Source organism: Amycolatopsis ponsaeliensis, from assembly GCF_030182635.1.
Taxonomy (GTDB): Bacteria; Actinomycetota; Actinomycetes; order Mycobacteriales; family Pseudonocardiaceae; genus Amycolatopsis; species Amycolatopsis ponsaeliensis.
This window is the reverse complement of the sequence record NZ_JAPZLD010000009.1, coordinates 129,808-146,318: the sequence shown is the minus strand read 5'-3', so window position 1 is coordinate 146,318 and position 16,511 is coordinate 129,808. Positions and strand designations below refer to the sequence as shown.

General features: G+C 71.1%; 14 protein-coding genes. 10 read left to right on the top strand and 4 right to left on the bottom strand.

Features of this window, described 5'->3' with window-relative positions:
- On the bottom strand, positions 1-762 hold the full coding sequence (locus tag QQ657_RS15770) for a CDP-alcohol phosphatidyltransferase family protein (protein ID WP_284742885.1): 762 nt from the start codon (positions 760-762) through the stop codon (positions 1-3).
- Positions 763-840: 78 nt separating this feature from the next.
- On the opposite strand from QQ657_RS15770, the gene QQ657_RS15765 reads away from it, so the two are divergent.
- The 6 genes from QQ657_RS15765 to ribA are packed head-to-tail and all read left to right on the top strand — an operon-like array spanning position 841 to position 5,784.
- Positions 841-1,803 (top strand): zinc-dependent alcohol dehydrogenase, encoded by a 963-nt coding sequence (locus QQ657_RS15765; protein ID WP_284742884.1) that lies wholly within the window; start codon positions 841-843, stop codon positions 1,801-1,803.
- 31 nt (positions 1,804-1,834) lie between these two features.
- Positions 1,835-2,233: a 6-pyruvoyl trahydropterin synthase family protein gene (locus tag QQ657_RS15760; RefSeq protein WP_284742883.1), complete on the top strand. Its 399-nt coding sequence runs from the start codon at positions 1,835-1,837 to the stop codon at positions 2,231-2,233.
- Positions 2,230-3,297: a glycosyltransferase family 4 protein gene (locus QQ657_RS15755; protein ID WP_284742882.1), complete on the top strand. Its 1,068-nt coding sequence runs from the start codon at positions 2,230-2,232 to the stop codon at positions 3,295-3,297. Before QQ657_RS15760 ends, QQ657_RS15755 begins: the two co-directional genes overlap by 4 nt.
- On the top strand, positions 3,294-4,121 hold the full coding sequence (locus tag QQ657_RS15750) for a methyltransferase domain-containing protein (protein ID WP_284742881.1): 828 nt from the start codon (positions 3,294-3,296) through the stop codon (positions 4,119-4,121). Before QQ657_RS15755 ends, QQ657_RS15750 begins: the two co-directional genes overlap by 4 nt.
- Positions 4,118-5,137: a lysylphosphatidylglycerol synthase transmembrane domain-containing protein gene (locus QQ657_RS15745; RefSeq protein WP_284742880.1), complete on the top strand. Its 1,020-nt coding sequence runs from the start codon at positions 4,118-4,120 to the stop codon at positions 5,135-5,137. The genes QQ657_RS15750 and QQ657_RS15745 overlap by 4 nt, the downstream gene beginning before the upstream one ends.
- Positions 5,134-5,784 (top strand): GTP cyclohydrolase II, encoded by a 651-nt coding sequence (gene ribA / locus QQ657_RS15740; protein WP_284742879.1) that lies wholly within the window; start codon positions 5,134-5,136, stop codon positions 5,782-5,784. The genes QQ657_RS15745 and ribA overlap by 4 nt, the downstream gene beginning before the upstream one ends.
- Positions 5,785-5,821: 37 nt before the next feature.
- On the opposite strand, the gene QQ657_RS15735 is transcribed toward ribA, so the two are convergent.
- Entirely contained in the window at positions 5,822-6,526 is a 705-nt protein-coding gene (locus QQ657_RS15735; RefSeq protein WP_284742878.1) for a creatininase family protein, read from the bottom strand.
- Positions 6,527-6,554: 28 nt separating this feature from the next.
- Between QQ657_RS15735 and QQ657_RS15730 the strand changes: the two genes are divergently transcribed.
- The 4 genes from QQ657_RS15730 to QQ657_RS15715 all read left to right on the top strand — a co-directional run bounded on the left by QQ657_RS15730 (position 6,555) and on the right by QQ657_RS15715 (position 11,271).
- Positions 6,555-7,355: an inositol monophosphatase family protein gene (locus QQ657_RS15730; protein ID WP_284742877.1), complete on the top strand. Its 801-nt coding sequence runs from the start codon at positions 6,555-6,557 to the stop codon at positions 7,353-7,355.
- Between the two features lie 141 nt (positions 7,356-7,496).
- Positions 7,497-8,987 carry a serine/threonine-protein kinase gene (locus QQ657_RS15725; protein WP_284742876.1) on the top strand — a complete coding sequence of 497 codons (1,491 nt, stop codon included), beginning with the start codon at positions 7,497-7,499 and terminating at the stop codon, positions 8,985-8,987.
- A gap of 120 nt (positions 8,988-9,107) precedes the next feature.
- Complete coding sequence (locus tag QQ657_RS15720; protein ID WP_284743016.1) at positions 9,108-10,166, top strand: glycosyltransferase; 1,059 nt, start codon at positions 9,108-9,110, stop codon at positions 10,164-10,166.
- Positions 10,167-10,359: 193 nt separating this feature from the next.
- Entirely contained in the window at positions 10,360-11,271 is a 912-nt protein-coding gene (locus QQ657_RS15715; RefSeq protein ID WP_434056741.1) for an RNA polymerase subunit sigma-70, read from the top strand.
- Positions 11,272-11,278: 7 nt separating this feature from the next.
- Here the strand turns inward: QQ657_RS15715 and QQ657_RS15710 are convergent, their stop codons facing one another.
- Positions 11,279-13,090: an ATP-binding protein gene (locus QQ657_RS15710; RefSeq protein ID WP_284742874.1), complete on the bottom strand. Its 1,812-nt coding sequence runs from the start codon at positions 13,088-13,090 to the stop codon at positions 11,279-11,281.
- 85 nt (positions 13,091-13,175) lie between these two features.
- Positions 13,176-16,421: a GH92 family glycosyl hydrolase gene (locus tag QQ657_RS15705; RefSeq protein WP_284742873.1), complete on the bottom strand. Its 3,246-nt coding sequence runs from the start codon at positions 16,419-16,421 to the stop codon at positions 13,176-13,178.
- Between the last annotated feature and the right edge of the window lie 90 nt (positions 16,422-16,511).

Sequence of the window (16,511 nt, the reverse complement as noted above, 5' to 3'; positions counted from 1 at the left end):
TCAAGCCGCCTGGTTGTGGCCCCGCCAGACCGTCCCGTGCGGACGCCGCAGCGTCGCGCGGGTGATCTCCACGATCCGGGCCGGCTCGGACGTCGCCACGCGGTGGCGGGCGAGCCACACGGTGTCCCGGCCGAACGACCACACCAGCGACACCAGCGCCGCCACCACGAAGCCGAACGAAACGGCCCACGGCAGCAGGCCGGACACCGCCACGACCAGGACCACGCCCTGCACCGCGGCCACCGTCTTGCGGGCCATGCTCGGGTACAGCGGCGCCGTCAGCCACGGCAACGCCCAGGAAGCGGCCACGAACGCGTAGCGCATCAGGCCGATCGCCAGCACCCACAGCCCGAGCGTGCGGGACACCTGGATGCACAGCAGCAGGATCAGGAACGCGTCGACCTCCATGTCGAACCGCGCGCCGAACTCCGACGCGGTGCCCGTGCGGCGGGCGACCTGGCCGTCGAAGCCGTCCATCGCCAGTGCCACCGCGACCAGCCCGACCAGCAGCCAGAGCGGGTGACCGCCGTCGGCGATCAGCTCGGCCGCACCGCCGACCAGGACCGCGCGGGCGAAGGTGATCCAGTCCGCCGGCCCGAACTTCCCGCGGCCGCTCTGCCGCAGGCCCCAGCCCGTCAGCAGTACCAGCGCGAGGCCGTACGCGGCCCCGGTCGCCCAGGCGATCGGGGAAAGGAAACCGGCCCCGGCGACGAGTGCCCACACCGGGACCGCCGAGCGTAGGAGAAGTCCGTTCTTGATCATCTTTTACTCCGCGAATCGGCACGGGTGCTCATAGGGTGGCGGCGACACCAGCCTCCGGTCGCCTGCAGAGGAGAACACGTGGAACAGGCTTTCTGGGTTCAAAGCCCCGACGAAGGCGCCCTCCGGGATGTGACCCTTCGTGAGCCGGAACACGGCGAAGTCCTCGTCCGCACGCTCTACTCCGGCGTCTCCCGCGGCACCGAAACCCTCGTCTTCCGCGGCGGTGTCCCGGCGAGCCAGCACGACGTCATGCGCGCGCCGTTCCAGGAGGGCGAGTTCCCCGGGCCGGTGAAGTACGGCTACCTCAACGTCGGCGTCGTCGAGCAGGGCCCGGACGAGCTCAAGGGCAAGACGGTCTTCTGCCTCTACCCGCACCAGACCGCGTACGTCGTCCCCGCGAGCGCCGTGACGCCGGTGCCGGACGCCGTCCCGCCCGGCCGCGCGATCCTCGCCGGCACCGTCGAGACCGCGGTCAACGCCGTCTGGGACGCGAAGCCGAAGCTCGGCGACCGGATCGCCGTGATCGGCGCCGGCATGGTCGGCTGCAGTGTCGCGAAACTGCTCCAGGGCTTCCCGGCCACGCGCGTGCAGCTGATCGACGTCGACCCGTCGCGCGCCGAGGTCGCCGACGCCCTCGGGGTCGGCTTCTCGACGCCGGAAGCGGCGCTGGGCGACTGCGACCTCGTCGTGCACGCGAGCGCCAGCGAAGCCGGCCTCGCCAAGGCCTTGGAGCTTCTTGCGCCGGAAGGCGAGGTCGTCGAGCTGTCCTGGTACGGCGACCGCCGGGTGAGCGTGCCGCTCGGCGAGAACTTCCATTCGCGGCGGCTGACGATCCGCGGCAGCCAGGTCGGGACGGTCGCGCGGCCCGACCGCGACTACGCCCAGCGGCTCGGGCTCGCCCTCGAGCTGCTGGCCGATCCGGCGTTCGAAGCACTGGTCAGCGACGAGTGCATGTTTGAAGATCTTCCGTCGGTGCTACCCCGGCTCGCCGCGAATGAACTTTCCGCCCTCTGCCTCCGTGTCATGTATCAGCCGCAGTGACCACGTCCACCCGAACGCATCGGAGGTCTTGGTGTTCAGCATCACCGTCCGTGACCACGTGATGGTCGCCCACAGCTTCCGCGGGGAAGTCTTCGGACCCGCGCAACGCCTGCACGGCGCGACCTTCGTGGTGGATGCCACCTTCCGCCGCACCGACCTCGACGAGGACAACATCGTCGTCGACATCGGCAAGGCCACGGAAGAGCTCGGGGCGGTGCTGAGCGACCTGAACTACCGCAACCTCGACGACGAGCCGGTGTTCAAGGGCATCAACACCTCCACCGAATACCTCGCGAAGGTCATCGCCGACCGCCTCGCCGACGCCGTCCACGCCGGACGCCTCGGCGAAGGCGCGCGCGGCCTCGAAGGCATCGCCGTCTCGCTGAAGGAATCGCACGTCGCCTGGGCGAGTTACGAGCGTGCGCTGTGAACAGCTTGTACGTGGTCCTCCCCGGGGACGTCGACGACGCGTCCGTCCCGAGCGGCGGCAACACCTACGACCGCAGGCTGTGCGACCGGCTCACCGAAGCCGGCCTCGACGTCCACGAGATCGCCGTCTCCGGCAGCTGGCCGCGCCCGGACACCGAGGCCCGCGCGGTCCTCGGCCACCTGCTGTCCGCGCTGCCCACCGGGTCCGCGGTGCTGCTGGACGGCCTGGTCGCCTGTGGCGTGCCCGAGGTCGTCGTCCCGCAGGCACGCCGGCTGTCGCTCTCGGTGCTGGTGCACCTGCCGCTGGCCGACGAGACCGGCCTGCCGCCCGCGCTGGCCGCCGAGCTCGACGCGCTCGAGCGCGAGACGCTGCGGGCCGCGAGCTCCGTCATCGCGACCAGCGAGTGGGCCGCGGGCCGGTTGGTGCGCCACCACGGTCTCGCGCCGCACCGCGTCCACGCCGTGCCGCCGGGCGTCGACCCGGCTCCGCCGGCCATCGGCACCGACGGCATGTCCCGCCTGGTCTGCGTGGCCAACGTGACCCCGCGCAAGGGCCAGGGCGTGCTCGCCCAGGCCCTGGAAACCGTCGCCGACCTGCGCTGGACGTGCGAGTGCGTCGGCGGGATCCGGCGCGAGACGAAGTACGTCGAGCGGCTGCGCGAGCACCGGCTCGGCGCCCGCTTCACCCTCACCGGTCCCCGTACCGGCGCGGCGCTGGAAGCGACCTACCACTCCGCCGACCTGCTCGTGCTGCCCTCGCGCGGCGAGACGTTCGGCATGGTCGTCACCGAGGCCCTCGCCCGCGGCGTGCCGGTGCTGACCACCGACGTCGATGCGCTGCCCGACACCGTCGGCCTCGCGCCGGACGGCTCGGTCCCGGGGATGCTCGTGCCCGGCGACGACGTCGAAGCGCTCGGCGCCGCCCTGCGCCGCTGGCTCACCGAGCCGGAGCTGCGGACGCGGCTGCGCGCCTCGGCGAAGCTGCGCCGCGAGACCCTGCCCGGCTGGGACGACACGGCCCGCCGGATCGCCGACGTCCTGCAGCGGCAGGAGGCGGCGGCATGACCGCGTTCGCGCCGGACTGGCTGTACCTGCGGGAGCCCGCCGACGCCGCGGCCCGCGCCACCGACCTCGTCGACACGCTGCGCGAGAACCTGCCGGACGGCGACCTGGTCATCCGCGACCTGGGCTGCGGCACCGGCTCGCTCGGCCGCTGGCTGGCCGCCCGGCTGCCCGGCACCCAGCGCTGGATCCTGCACGACGAAGACGCGGAGCTGCTCACCCGCGCCCGCACCTCGCTGCCGTCCACCGCGCTGGACGGCAGCCCGGTCGACGTGGTCGCCGAGCAGCGGGACGTCACCGCGCTGCGCGCCGCCGACCTCGCCGGGACGTCGCTCGTCACCGCGTCCGCGCTGCTCGACCTGCTGACCGAAGCCGAGGTCACGGCGCTGGCCAGGGCCATCGTCGAAGCGGGCTGCGCGGCGCTGCTGATGCTCTCGGTCACCGGCCGGGTGGAGCTGTCGCCCGCCGACCCGCTCGACGCCGCCCTCTCCGCAGCATTCAATGCCCACCAGCGGCGGCTCACCGGGGGCCGGCGGCTGCTCGGCCCGACCGCGGTGGACGTCGCCGCGACCGCGTTCGGCCGGCTCGGTGCCACGGTCGTCCGCGCCGAGAGCGCCTGGCGGCTCGGCCCCGACCAGGCCGAACTGCAGCGGCAGTGGCTCGAAGGGTGGGTCGGCGCCGCCGTCGAGCAGCTGTGGGAGCTGCGCCCGGCCGCCGACGTCTACCTGCAGCGGCGGCTCGAGATGGCCGACGCCGGCGAGCTGCACGCGGTCATCCACCACGGCGACCTGCTGGTCCTGCCGCCGAGCCTGGAGGTGGCGGCGTGAAGCGCGCGCTGGCCTGGCTGCGGATCCTCGGTGCCTTCGCCATCCTCGGCGTCCTCGTCTGGCAGCTCGGCAGCGACGCCTTCCTCGACGGCCTCGGCCGGATCAGCACGCCCGGCGTGCTCGCCGCCCTGGTCATCGGCTTCGCGACGACGCTGTTCAGCGCGGGGCGCTGGCAGCTCGTCGCCACCCGGCTCGGCCTGCGGCTTTCGCTGCGCACCGCGGTCGGCGACTACTACCGCGCGCTGTTCCTCAACGGTGTGCTGCCCGCGGGCGTCCTCGGCGACGTCCACCGCGCGGTGCAGCACGGCCGCGACTCGGGCGACGTGCCGCGCGGCGTGCGCGCCGTCGTCCTGGAGCGCACCGCCGGCCAGCTCGTGCTGATCGCGTCCGCGGTCACCGTCGTGCTCGTGGCGCCGGACGTCGTGCCCGGCGCGTTCCGCGACGTCGTGACGATCACCGGGGTGGTCGTCGTGCTGGCCGCCGTCGGCGCGCTCGTGACCGGCCGCCTGTTCGGCGGGAAGTGGATCCACAGCGAGTCGAAGTGGCGTCGCGGCTTCGCCGTCACCCTCGCCGACCTGCGGCTGGGCCTGTTCACCCGCGAGACCTGGCCCGGCGTGGGCTTCCTTTCGGTCGCGACGCTGGCCGGGCACCTGGCGCTGTTCGTCGTCGCCGCCCGCGTCGCCGGGGTCGACGCGCCGGTCGGGCAGCTCGTGCCGCTGATGATCCTCGCGCTGCTCGCGATGGGTCTCCCGCTCAACGTCGGCGGCTTCGGCCCGCGCGAGGGCGTCTGCGCCCTGCTCTTCGGCGCGGCCGGCCTGGGAGCCGCCCAAGGTGTCACCGTCGCTGTGGTCTACGGCGTGCTCACGCTCGTCGCGAGCCTGCCCGGCGCCGGTGTCCTGCTCGTCCGGAGCGTCGCCGGGTTCCGCGTGACCCGCGCTCCGCACACCGGTGTCCTGCCTGCTCCGCGCACCGCGGCGGACACCGGGATCGAATCGGAAGTGGAGTTGAGATCATGACCGCAAGCGACGTGATCGGGGACCTGCCGCACCGGCCCGTGGTCGAGCGGGTGGTCGACACCCGGCTGCCGACCCGGCACGGGACGTTCCGCGCGGTCGGCTACCTCGACCGCACCGGCATCGAGCAGGTCGCGCTGGTCTACGGCGAGATCGCCGAGCTGGGGACCCTGACCCGCGTGCACAGCGAATGCCTCACCGGCGACGTCTTCGCCTCGACGCACTGCGAGTGCGGCGAACAGCTGGCGGCGGCGCTGGACCGGATCGTCGAGGAGGGCTCGGGCGTGCTGGTCTACGTCCAGGGCCACGAGGGCCGCGGGATCGGCCTGCTCGCGAAGCTCAAGGCGATGCGGCTGCAGGACGAGGGCCTCGACACGGTCGACGCCAATGTGGCGCTCGGCCTGCCGGTCGACGCCCGCGACTACCACGCGGCGGCCGGTATCCTGCAGGACCTGGGGGTCCGGTCGGTGCGGCTGCTGTCGAACAACCCGCAGAAGGTCGAACAGCTCACCCGCTACGGAATCCGGATCAGCGAGCAGGTTCCGCTGCTGGTTCCGCCGAACCCGGAAAGCCTGCGGTACCTCCGGACGAAGGCCGAGCGGATGGACCACCTGCTGCCGCACCTGGGGCAGGCCCTCGCCGGCAACTGACGCTCGTGAGTGAGAAACAGGGTTCTAACCCTGTTTCTCACTCACGACCTCCCAGGGCCTCGAGGACGCCGGCGAAACGCTGGACGAGCGTGTCCAGGACGACGTGTCCCTTCGCCGCGCTCGCCAGCGACGGACGGCCGACCACCCCCGACTCCGTGTACGCCCGCAGGCCCAGCGTCAGCAGGTGCTCCCGGTCGGTGACGTGGTCGGCCGTCTCGTGGCCGGGCCGCACCAGGTGCGGGTGCGCGTGCAGCAGGATCGACGTCTCCAGCTCGCCGGCGTGCATGTCGTCGTCCAGCGACGTGCGCAGGCCGGCCGCCGTGTGCGCCGCCTGCCAGTCCGCGACGCCGGGGAACAGCGCCATCGCGCCGGCGGATTCCTGGACCACATTGGACAGTACGTAGTTGCCGCCGTGCCCGTTGACCAGCACCAGCCGTCCGACGCCGGACGCGCTCAGCGAGGCGGCGACGTCGGTGACCACGGCGTGCAGCGTGCGGGCGGAGATGCTCACGGTGCCGGCCCACGCCGCGTGCTCGTGGGAGCACGAGATCGTGATCGGCGGCAGGTGGAGCACGGGGTAGGCGTCGGCGACGGCCTTCGCGAGGGTCGCCGCGATGACCGTGTCGGTCGCCAGGGGCAGGTGCGCGCCGTGCTGTTCGAAGCTGCCGACCGGCAGCACCGCGACCCCCGCGCCCCGCCGCTGCTCGTCGACGCTGGTGGCGAGCGGGAAGAGGTCGGTCATGAGCACGTCCCTTCATTAGATTGGAGTCATGAGCGAGCATGCCGCACTACTCGACGTCGCGCGCGAAGCCGTGGCGAAGGCGACCGCGATCGTCCGGTCGCGCCCGACTTTTTCCGTTTCCGCGAAAGGTGATCGCGACCTGGTGACCGACGTCGACACCGCGGTCGAGGACGCGCTGCGGGAGTTCCTCACGGCCGAGACGCCGGAGATCGGCGTCCTCGGCGAGGAGCGCGGCCGCACCGGCGACGGCGGCGGCCGCTGGTGGGCGCTCGACCCGATCGACGGCACCGCGAACTTCGCCCGCGGAATTCCGCTCTGCGGGATTTCCCTGGCGCTGGTGGACGGCGAGCACAGCACGGTCGCCGCGATCGCCCTGCCGTACCTCGGCGTCACGTACACCGCGTCGCGCGGCGAAGGTGCTTTCGCGAACGGGGAGCGCGTCGGCGCGTCCGTCGCGACGGAGATGTCGGACGCCATGATCGCCGTCGGCGACTTCGCGATAGGCCGGTTGGCGGAAGAGAAGAACGCGGCGCGCTTGCGGCTACTGTCGGACCTCGGCGCGCGGGCGCAGAAGATCCGGATGCTCGGCACCGCGGCCATCGACCTCGCCTGGGTGGCGGACGGAAAGCTCGATGCCGCACTGATCCTGTCCAACAACCCGTGGGACACCATGGCCGGTGTGCTGCTCGTGCGCGAGGCCGGCGGGGTCGTCGTGGACCGCGACGGGAGCGAGCACACCGTGGGTTCGTCGTCGACGATCGCCGTCGGTGCCGGGCTGCGCAAGGAGATCGTGGACGCACTTGATCGGGCACATGGGGTTGTTCGTTAGGATTTGCGGGTACACGGTGGGCAGCGCCACAGCGCCAGATTGCGCTGTCCGTCCGAGGTTTTCGGTTACGTTGGTACCGGCCGGCCGATGATCCTGGCATGCTGGCCGGATCTCGTCGGCACACTTTGTCAAGAATGGTGGATGCTCGTGGAAAGTCGCCGGATCCGCGATCGGTACCGGCTGCTCGAGCCGATCGGCGGCGGCGCGATGGGCACGGTGTGGCGGGCCCAGGACGAAATGCTCGGCCGCACTGTGGCGATCAAGGAACTCCTGCTGCCGCACGACCACGACGAGCACCGCACCGAAGAGGCGAAGAACCGCGCGATGCGCGAGGCGCGGATCGCCGCCCGGTTGCAGCATTCCCACGCGATCACCGTGTTCGCCGTCCTCGAGGAGGAGGACCGGCCGTGGTTGATCATGGAGTACCTGCCGTCGAAGAGTTTCGCCGTCCTGATCCAGGACGAGCCCGTCTCCGTCGACGACGCCATCCGCATCGGCGCGCAGATCAGCTCGGCGCTGGCCGGCGCGCACCGCGTCGGGATCGTGCACCGCGACGTGAAGCCGGCCAACATCCTGGTCTCCGACGACGGCACGGCGAAGATCACCGACTTCGGCATCTCCCGCGCGATCGGTGACGTCAAGCTCACCGCCACCGGCGAGATCGCCGGCACGCCCGCGTACCTCGCGCCCGAGGTCGCCCGCGGCGAGGACGCCGACTTCGCCGCCGACGTCTTCTCCCTCGGCGCCACGCTGTACGCGGCCGTCGAGGGCTCGACGCCGTACGGCACCTCGGACAACCCGATCGCCTTGCTCTACAAGGCGTCCAGCGGGGAGATCGAGCCGCCGACCAAGGCGGAGCGGCTGACCCCGCTGCTGGAGCGGATGCTCGCCACCGACCCGGCCGACCGGCCGTCGATGGACGAGGTCGAGCGGGAGCTGCGCGCGCTGCTGCCGGACGCGGAGCCGGGCGAGTCGGTGCTCGCGGCGACGGTCCCGGAGGCCGAGGTCGCCGCGGTGGCGGCGGTGCCGACGGTGCCGACGGTGCCGGCGACGGTCGCCGTGCCACCGCCCGGCGAGGTCGCCGCGGTGTCGCCGGGTGCGCGCAAGGGCATGATCGCCGTCGGGGCGGGTGCGGCGCTGCTGTGCGTCGCGGTCGTCGTCGCGATCCTGCTGGTCGTGCGGCAGAAAGCGCCGCAGGACACCGCCGCCCCGCCGGCCAGTTCTTCGCAGTCGGCTTCGGCTTCCGTGACACCTCCGGCGTCGGCGTCACCTTCGCCGGCGCCCACCTCGGCGCCGACGACCACGCCGCCGCCCACCTCGACGCCCGTCTCGCCGGTGTCGTCGACGACATCAGCCGCCCAGGCGCTCTCCGCCTACTACGCGCTGTTGCCGAGCAACCCCGCGCAGTCGTGGAACCTGCTCACCGCCAACTTCAAGGCGTCACGACACCAGACGTACGAGTCGTACCGGAGCTTCTGGTCGCAGTACAAGTCGGTGCAGGCGACCAACGTCAAGGAGGTCGGCCCCAGCAAGGTGACCGCGACCGTCCTCTACGACGGCGGCAAGGCCGAGAACGACACCTTCACGATGGTCCAGGTCAACGGCGTGTGGATGATTGACAGGCAGGGCTGAACCAACTCGCCGCCGGCCGCGTGTGACAGATGAGGCGTCACCGTCGTCGACCGCGCTGGAGGTAGCCGTGTCCCTTTCCGCCGCCCTGCTCCGGCGCTCGCGATGAGGCCCGCCGACCCGATGGTGTTCATCCTCCCGGCCGCGCCGCCGGGGAGTGACACGTACGACAAGCGCATGTGCCAGAACCTGCCCGCCGTCGGGCAGCCGGTGCTGGAGCTGCCGCTCGCCGGCGACTGGCCGGAGCCGGACGCGACGTCGAGACGTCGCCTGGCCAGATCCTTGGCAGCCCTGCCGGACCGGACGGTGGTGCTGCTCGATGGCGTAATCGCGTCGGGAGTGCCCGAGATCGTCGTCCCGCACGCGCGCCGGCTGCGGCTGGCGGTGCTGGTGCACCAGGCCCTGGCCGACGAGCCCGGCCTCGACCCGGCGCACGCGGCGGAGCTGGACGCGTGCGAGCGCGAGACGCTGCGGATGGCCGGGATGGTCGTCGCGACGAGCCCGTGGCTGGCCAGGATGCTGATCGACCGCCACGACCTGGACCCGGGCCGCGTGTACGTGGCCAAGCCGGGCACGGACGCGGCCCCGCTGGCCGCGGGCGCCGACGGCGTCTCCCGGCTGCTGTGCGTCGGCGACGTGACCCGTCGGAATGGTCAGGACGTGCTGGTCCAGGCCCTCGGCGAGGTCGACCACCTGGCGCTGTCGTGTGTGATGGCCGGTTCGCTGGAGGCGGACCGCGGGTACGTCGACGAGCTGGGGTGGTCCATCGAGCGCCTCGGCCTCGGCGGCCGGATCACGTTGGCGGGCGACGCGGTCGACTTGGGCGCGGCGTACAACGCGGCGGATCTGCTGGTGATCCCCTCCCGAGCGGCGACGTCCGGGATGTTCGTGGCGCAGGCGCTGGCTCGCGGGATCCCGGTGATTGCTACCGAGGTCGGTGGGGTGTACGACGCGCTCGGTGTGGACGCCGACGGCGAGATGCCGGGCTTGCTGGTGGAGCCGGACGACCCGTTTTCGCTGGCTGACGCGTTGCACCGGTGGTACGCGGACCCGGAGCTGCGCCGATCGTTGAGGACGGCGGCGCTGGGCAGGGGCAGCGCGTTGGAGGAGTGGGAGGCCGCGGCCCGGCGGCTTACTCAGGCGCTGTCGAGGTTGGCTTCCGAGCCCCGCATCGTCGCCTGACGCTTGCCGCGGAGGCGGTGGCTCCGAGGAATCTGGCTCGATGCCTTCAAGCGGTCGGCGCCCGGCTTCCGTGACCTGGCCTCGGCCGACATGGGCTGGGCCGAGTTCCGGAAACACGACCGCGCGCCGCAGCCGGAAGTCCGGCCTTCGCCCTGACCGATTCCTTTCGCTGCTCGCGACGGTCAGCAAGAGTGTGACCGTGGATTTCGAGACCTACCGGCGTGAGCTGCTGGCCCACTGCTACCGCATGCTCGGCACCCCCGACGAGGCCGAGGACGTCGTCCAGGAGACCTACCTCCGCGCGTGGCGGGCCTACGACCGCTTCGAAGGCCGGGCCTCCGTCCGCTCGTGGCTCTACCGGATCGCGACGAACGCCTGCCTCACCGCGCTGGAGCAGCGGGGACGCCGGCCGATGCCGTCCGGGCTGGGTGCGCCCGCGGCCGATCCGGATGCCCCGCCCGTCCCGGCCGAACCCGCCGACGTCTGGCCGCGGCCGATCCCCGAGTCCCTGATCACCTCCGACGCGGACGACCCGGCGGAGATCGCCGTGGCCCGCGACGGCGTCCGGCTCGCGTTGATCGCCGGGCTGCAGCTGCTCCCACCGCGGCAGCGCGCCGTGCTGATCCTGCGAGAGGTGCTCGCGTTCCCGGCGGCCGAGGTCGCGGAGATGCTCGGCACGAGCGTCGCGGCGGTGAAGAGCACCCTCCAGCGCGCCCGCGCCACCCTCCAGGACGCCCCGGAGGTCAACCCTCTCACCGAGCCCGAGCAGCGCGAACTCCTCGACCGCTACATGAGCGCGTTCATGAACTCGGACCTGGCGGCCCTGGAGAGCGTCCTGCGTGACGACGCGGTGATCGAGCCGCTGCCGTCGCGGTCGTGGTTCGCCGGAAAGCGGACTTGTGTCGCATTCTTGCGACACGTAATGGGCGAGCCGGGCGAGTGGCACATGACCCCGACCCGCGCGAACGGCCAGCTCGCGGCGGCCACCTGGTACCGCGGCGAGCCGTTCGGCTTGGCAGTCCTGACCCTCGGCAAGGGCGGCATCACCCGGATCACCGTCTTCGGCTTCCCTGATTTGGTGGAGCGGTTCGCCGGGACGAGTTGATCGCCGCCTATTCGCCGAGCGCGATCTGCCCCGTCCGGCGATACCGCGTTGCCGGGTTTCGCACGTTCGCTTCGGTCGTCTCCACCACGCCTTCGCTCCGCAGGATGCGCAACCACCTGGCCACCGTCTGGTCTGTCAGGCCGGTAGCCATCGCCAACTCGAGCCTCGACCTCTCGGCGTCGCCGAGAGCGGCCAAGATTTCGCCTCGGCGATCTGCTCGTTTCCGAGCGGAGCCTGCGGTCGCGCCGGAGTCAGGGCGGAGTGCGGGAGCGAGCCGGTATCTCGTCCAGCGACGGTTGCCGGTCTGCACCACCAGTTCGCGCGCGAGGAGGTCACGCAGTTCATGAGTTGCCACGCGGGAGTCGACGCGGGTTTCCGTCCGGTAGGCCTGATTGTCGAGATGCCCGCCTTCGCGCAGGATCGCGAGTCCGACACACTGGCTCTCGGAGAGTCCGTGTTCCCCCAGGGAGTTGATCCACTCGACGGTCTCGTCCCCCAGCAAGGTGTGGTTGGGGAAGGTGACGGTGAAGGTGCTCACCCGGCTCTTGAACGCAGGCAGGCTCATCCGCGCGGCCCGAAGAGCGTTGATCATGGTCCGGATACCCGAGCCGCGGTTCTCACAGATCGCGTGCGTGCCTCCGGGCAGCGGCACGTCTTCGAGGATTCGCAGGAGGCTCGCGTTCCTCGCCGATGAGACGCCTTCTTCGCCGAGCTGTTCCTCGGTCACCGGGCCGAAGAGACCGCCGGGATTCCGGATGGTCAACCGGTCGGGATACATCTCCACCTGTACCTGGGTGCCGCGCGCGTCCGGTGAGAGGTCGCGGTGCACGAGCGCGTTCACGATGGCTTCCCGAAGGGCCGCTTCGGGGTACTGCCAGATGTCCGCACGGCCCGCTCCGTGCACCACCGACCGTCGCGTCATGTTCTTTCGCACCGCGATGAGCGCGTCGCGGACGATCACCGGTATCGGTCCTTCCGCCACCATGTTGTCGACGAATCGCTCTCCGGTCGTGAGGTCGGCGCCGTCCGGGGTCGGGTAGTGGACGAAGGTGAGCATCACCTGCGGGAGGTGCTCCTGCGGATACCGGCCGAGCGCGAGCAGCCCGCCGACGCTCACGACGACGCTGTCGTTCGTGCCGTTGACCAGGACTTTCGCCCTGCGCAGGGCCGCGATGTCGTCGAGTTCGTTGAACGCGTAGGGACGGCGGGTGCGGAGGCGGGTCAGAAGGGCTTCGACGAGTGCCGGGTCCAAGTCGGCGAGCCCGGTACCGGGGACGGGAGCCTCGTCTTCGTGTGGCTGGCCCCGGTTCGCCAGCAGGAGCTGGACCTCGTAGCTGGTGAGCTTTCGATCACCGTCGCCGACTCGGACGAAGCTGCCCTGGCTCATGCCGGCGCCCCGGCTGAAGCAGGGCTTGCGGTTCGACGCCAGTTCCGGGATTTCGGCCACGAGGATCCGAGCGCCCTCGAACTCGTGGATGCCGATGTGCGGACGCAGTGAGGGTTCGATCTCCGCGGTGCACATGTCCGCCAGATCCGACGACATCTTCGTCGGGGCGGACAAGCCGGTGGTCGCGAAACCGGCCTGCTCGTCGAGGCCGAGGATCAGCGTGCCGCCCCGCGTGTTGGAGAACGCCACCAGCGACTCACGAGCCGACCGGGGCAGACCGCCCTCCGCTCGCTTGACCTCGACGTCGGAGACGTCACTGCCGAGCGCGCGAAGGTTGTCGACGATCTCGGCGAGTTCTTCGTCCTGCATCGTCCGCCCCGTCGCTCCGGCCGTCATGTTAGTTGACATGCTAGTTCGCATGCTAATTAACAAGATGCGCGGGGGTGACGAACGACTACTGACAGTCTCCCTGGCCTGGTGGAGCGGTTCGCCGGGACGGACCCGGCGAACCGGACCATCACGCCAGGGTGAGCGCGTAGATCTCGACCCGCGGGTCGTTCGGCAAGCTCACCGACTGCAACGTCTTACCGCCGTCCACCGCGGCCGAGATGCCGAACAGCCGGACCGGCGGCCCGTCGACTCCGCTGCCCGCCTTGATGCGGTGTGGCATTTCGAGCACCACCGACGACCCCGATCCCGCCCAGTCCGCGAACGTCACGGCCAGGTCGGCGCTGGTCCCGTCGGTGTAGTGCGCGGTCAGCGTCGTCGACACCGGCCCGTTGTGCGACGACCCGACCAGCCGCAGCGCGCCGTGCTGTCCTGCCGGGAGCAGCAGGGACTGCCCCCGCGCCTCGACGAAGTTCGCCGCCGTGCCCGCAGCGTCCGGTGCCGCGTACGTGACGCCGTCCCAGGTCACCGGGCCGGCCGCGGGCAGCAGCGACGCGTCGTAACTCCAGCCGCCGCCGTCGAAATTGCCCTCCGAAGACGCCGAAACCGTCGCCGTGCCGTCGTGGTTGTAGTCGCGGCCCAGGTCGACCGCGCACGACGTGCCGGACGAAGCACACACTGACGGCGTCCGGACCTCGATCGTCGCCGATCGCGAAACGCTGTTCGCGCCCAGCCCCGAGACCTTGACCTGCACCGGATACGTCCCGGCGGCAACCCCGGCCGGCACGGTCACCGTGATCGGCACCGTCTTCTGCACCGGCAGCCGTCCCGACCAGATCAGGTCGGCCGGCTGGACCTTGACCTTCCACCCGGCCGGCGCGGTCGCGGAAATCGTCACCGGCTGCAACACCGGGTTCTGCGCGAGGACGTCCAGGTCGAGGTGCACCTGCTGCGCCCCGCCGGCCGGGATCACGACGGACGTCTGACGCAGCGACGCGTCGACGTGCCGCCGCAGGTCACCGGCGGCGTTGTTCACCGACGGCGGCTCGGCAGCGGCCGAAGTACCCCACGAAGACGGCTTCGACCCGAGCTTGTGGCTCAAAACACCGCCGTGTGACAGCGCGGACCAGTCCAGGGACGTCTGCCGGATGTCCCGGCCGTTGAGCGACACGCTCTGGACGTACCGGTTGGTGTCGCTCGCCCCCGGCGCGTTCACCGTCAGCGTGCCGCCCTGCGACCGCCCGTACTGTCCGATCCGGACGGTCGCCGACTCGAACTGCGGGCTCGAGACGGCGAGGAAGTTCGCGCCGCTCATCGTCGGGTACAGCCCGAGCGACGAGAAGACGTACCACGCGGACATCGTGCCGAGGTCGTCGTTGCCGGTCATGCCGTCCGGGCCGGTGGTGAACAGTGTCATCGCCGCGCGGACGACCGTCGCGGTCTTCGACGGCGCGCCGACCCAGTTGTACATGTACGGCGCGAGCAGGTCGGGCTCGTTGTTCGGGTTGTACGTCGCCTTGCCGTAGTAGTCGTACGGGCTGGAGATCCAGTCGTTGCGCGCGGTGCCGGCCGGGTCCTTGAGCAGCTTGTCGTAAGCGAAGAACGAGTCGAGCCGCTTCTGGGTCGCGGGCTTGCCGCCCATCAGCGACACGAGCCCGGCCGGGTCCTGCGGCACGAGCCACTGGTACTGGTAGGCGCCGCCCTCGTGGAACTGGTGGTCGGCGTCGACCGGGTTGTACGGGGTGAGGAAGGTGCCCTCGGTCGTGCGCGGCCGGAACTGCTGAGTCGAGGAGTCCCAGAGATTCTTGTACCACTGGCCGCGGTCGGCGAACATCCGCGCGTCGGCCTGGTGGTTCAAACCGCGAGCCATCAACGCCAGCGCCGCGTCGGCCGCCGAGTACTCCATGGTCGCGGACGCCGGGTGCTCGCAGTCGTTGTCGCCGCCCTTGGCCGCGCAGTCCTTACCCAGCGTGAGTCCGCTCGGGATGTACCCGCGGTCGTTGTAGTAGTTGACGCCGGAGCGCCCGTTGTACGGCGAATCCGCGGGCGGCGTGCTCGTCGCGTTCTTCTTGAGCAGTCCGTACGCCTCTTCTTCGTGCCCGGCGAGCAGCCCCTTCGACCACGCTTCGACGAGGAACGGCGTCACGGGGTCGCCGGTCATGATGTTGGTTTCGCTCTCGGCCAGGGCCCACCGCGGCAGCCACCCGCCATCACGGCCGATGGCGACGACCGACAGTGCGACGTCCCGCGCGACCTGCGGTTCGAGCATTTCGAGCAGCTGGTTCTGCGGGCGGTAGGTGTCCCAGAGCGAGAAGTTCTGGTACGGCGTGTACCCGGCGGCCGTGTGCACCTTGCCGTCGAAGCCGGTGTACGCGCCGTCGGTGTCGCCGGCCAGGTTCGGATGCAGCTGGGAGTGGTACAGGGCGGTGTAGAACGCCGTCTGCCGCTCGGTCGTGCCGCCGCCGATCTTGATCGCGCCCAGCTTGTCGACCCACTGCTGGTGCAGCGCCGCGCGGGTGGCGTCGAAGTCGTAGTCCTTCGTTTCCGCGGCGAGGTTCTTCCGTGCGCCGTCGAGACCCGTGTAGGACAGGCCGACCTTGAGGACGACGTCGTGGTCGGTGGTGGCGTCGAAGCTCGCCCAGGCGCCGTTGCCGCCGGTGCCCGCGGCGTCGCGGCTGCCGTCGGTGCGTGTCGACCCGCGCCAGGTGCCGTAGGAGCTGAACGGCCGGTCGAAGGTGGCCGTGAAGTAGACGGTGTGCTCGTCGTGGCCGGCGCAGAACCCGCCGGCGCGCACGCGGCCTTCGAGCGTCCGGTCGCCGACGACGTGGATCTCGGAGTCCTTCACCGACTGGTTGGCCTGGCCGGTGTTGAACAGGACGTTCGCCTGCCCGGTCGAGGGGAAGGTGTAGCGCTGCCAGCCGGTGCGCGCGGTGGCCGTCAGCTCGGCGTTCACGCCGTACTTCTTGAGGCCGACGCGGTAATAGCCGGGCTCGGCGTGCTCGTCGTCGTGGCTGTACTCGGACCTGTAGGCGTCTTTGTCAACGTTGTCGACAGCGCCGGTGGTCGGCATGATCGGCAGTTCGCCCATCACGCCGCAGCCGACACCGGACAGGTGCGTCTGGCTGAAGCCGTAGATCGCGTTCTGCAGGTAGTCGTAGCCGCCCTGACCGCCGGTGTCCGGGCTGACCTGCACCATTCCGAACGGCGCGCTCGCGCCGGGGAACGTGTTGCCGAAGTTCTGCGTGCCGACGAAGGGATTGACCAGGCTCACCGGATCCGCCGGGGCGGGCGCGGCCTGCGCCACGGCGGGCGCCAGGCCGACGACCACCACCCCCGCGGCCACCGCGGCGGCCAGCCGTCTGCTCTGCGACCACATGGGCGCACCTCCCGGAGATGACAACGTTGTCAGAAGCGGACCTTTGGTCAGGCCCTCGGTTCGGTCAGCAGCTTTCCACCTCGATGGGCG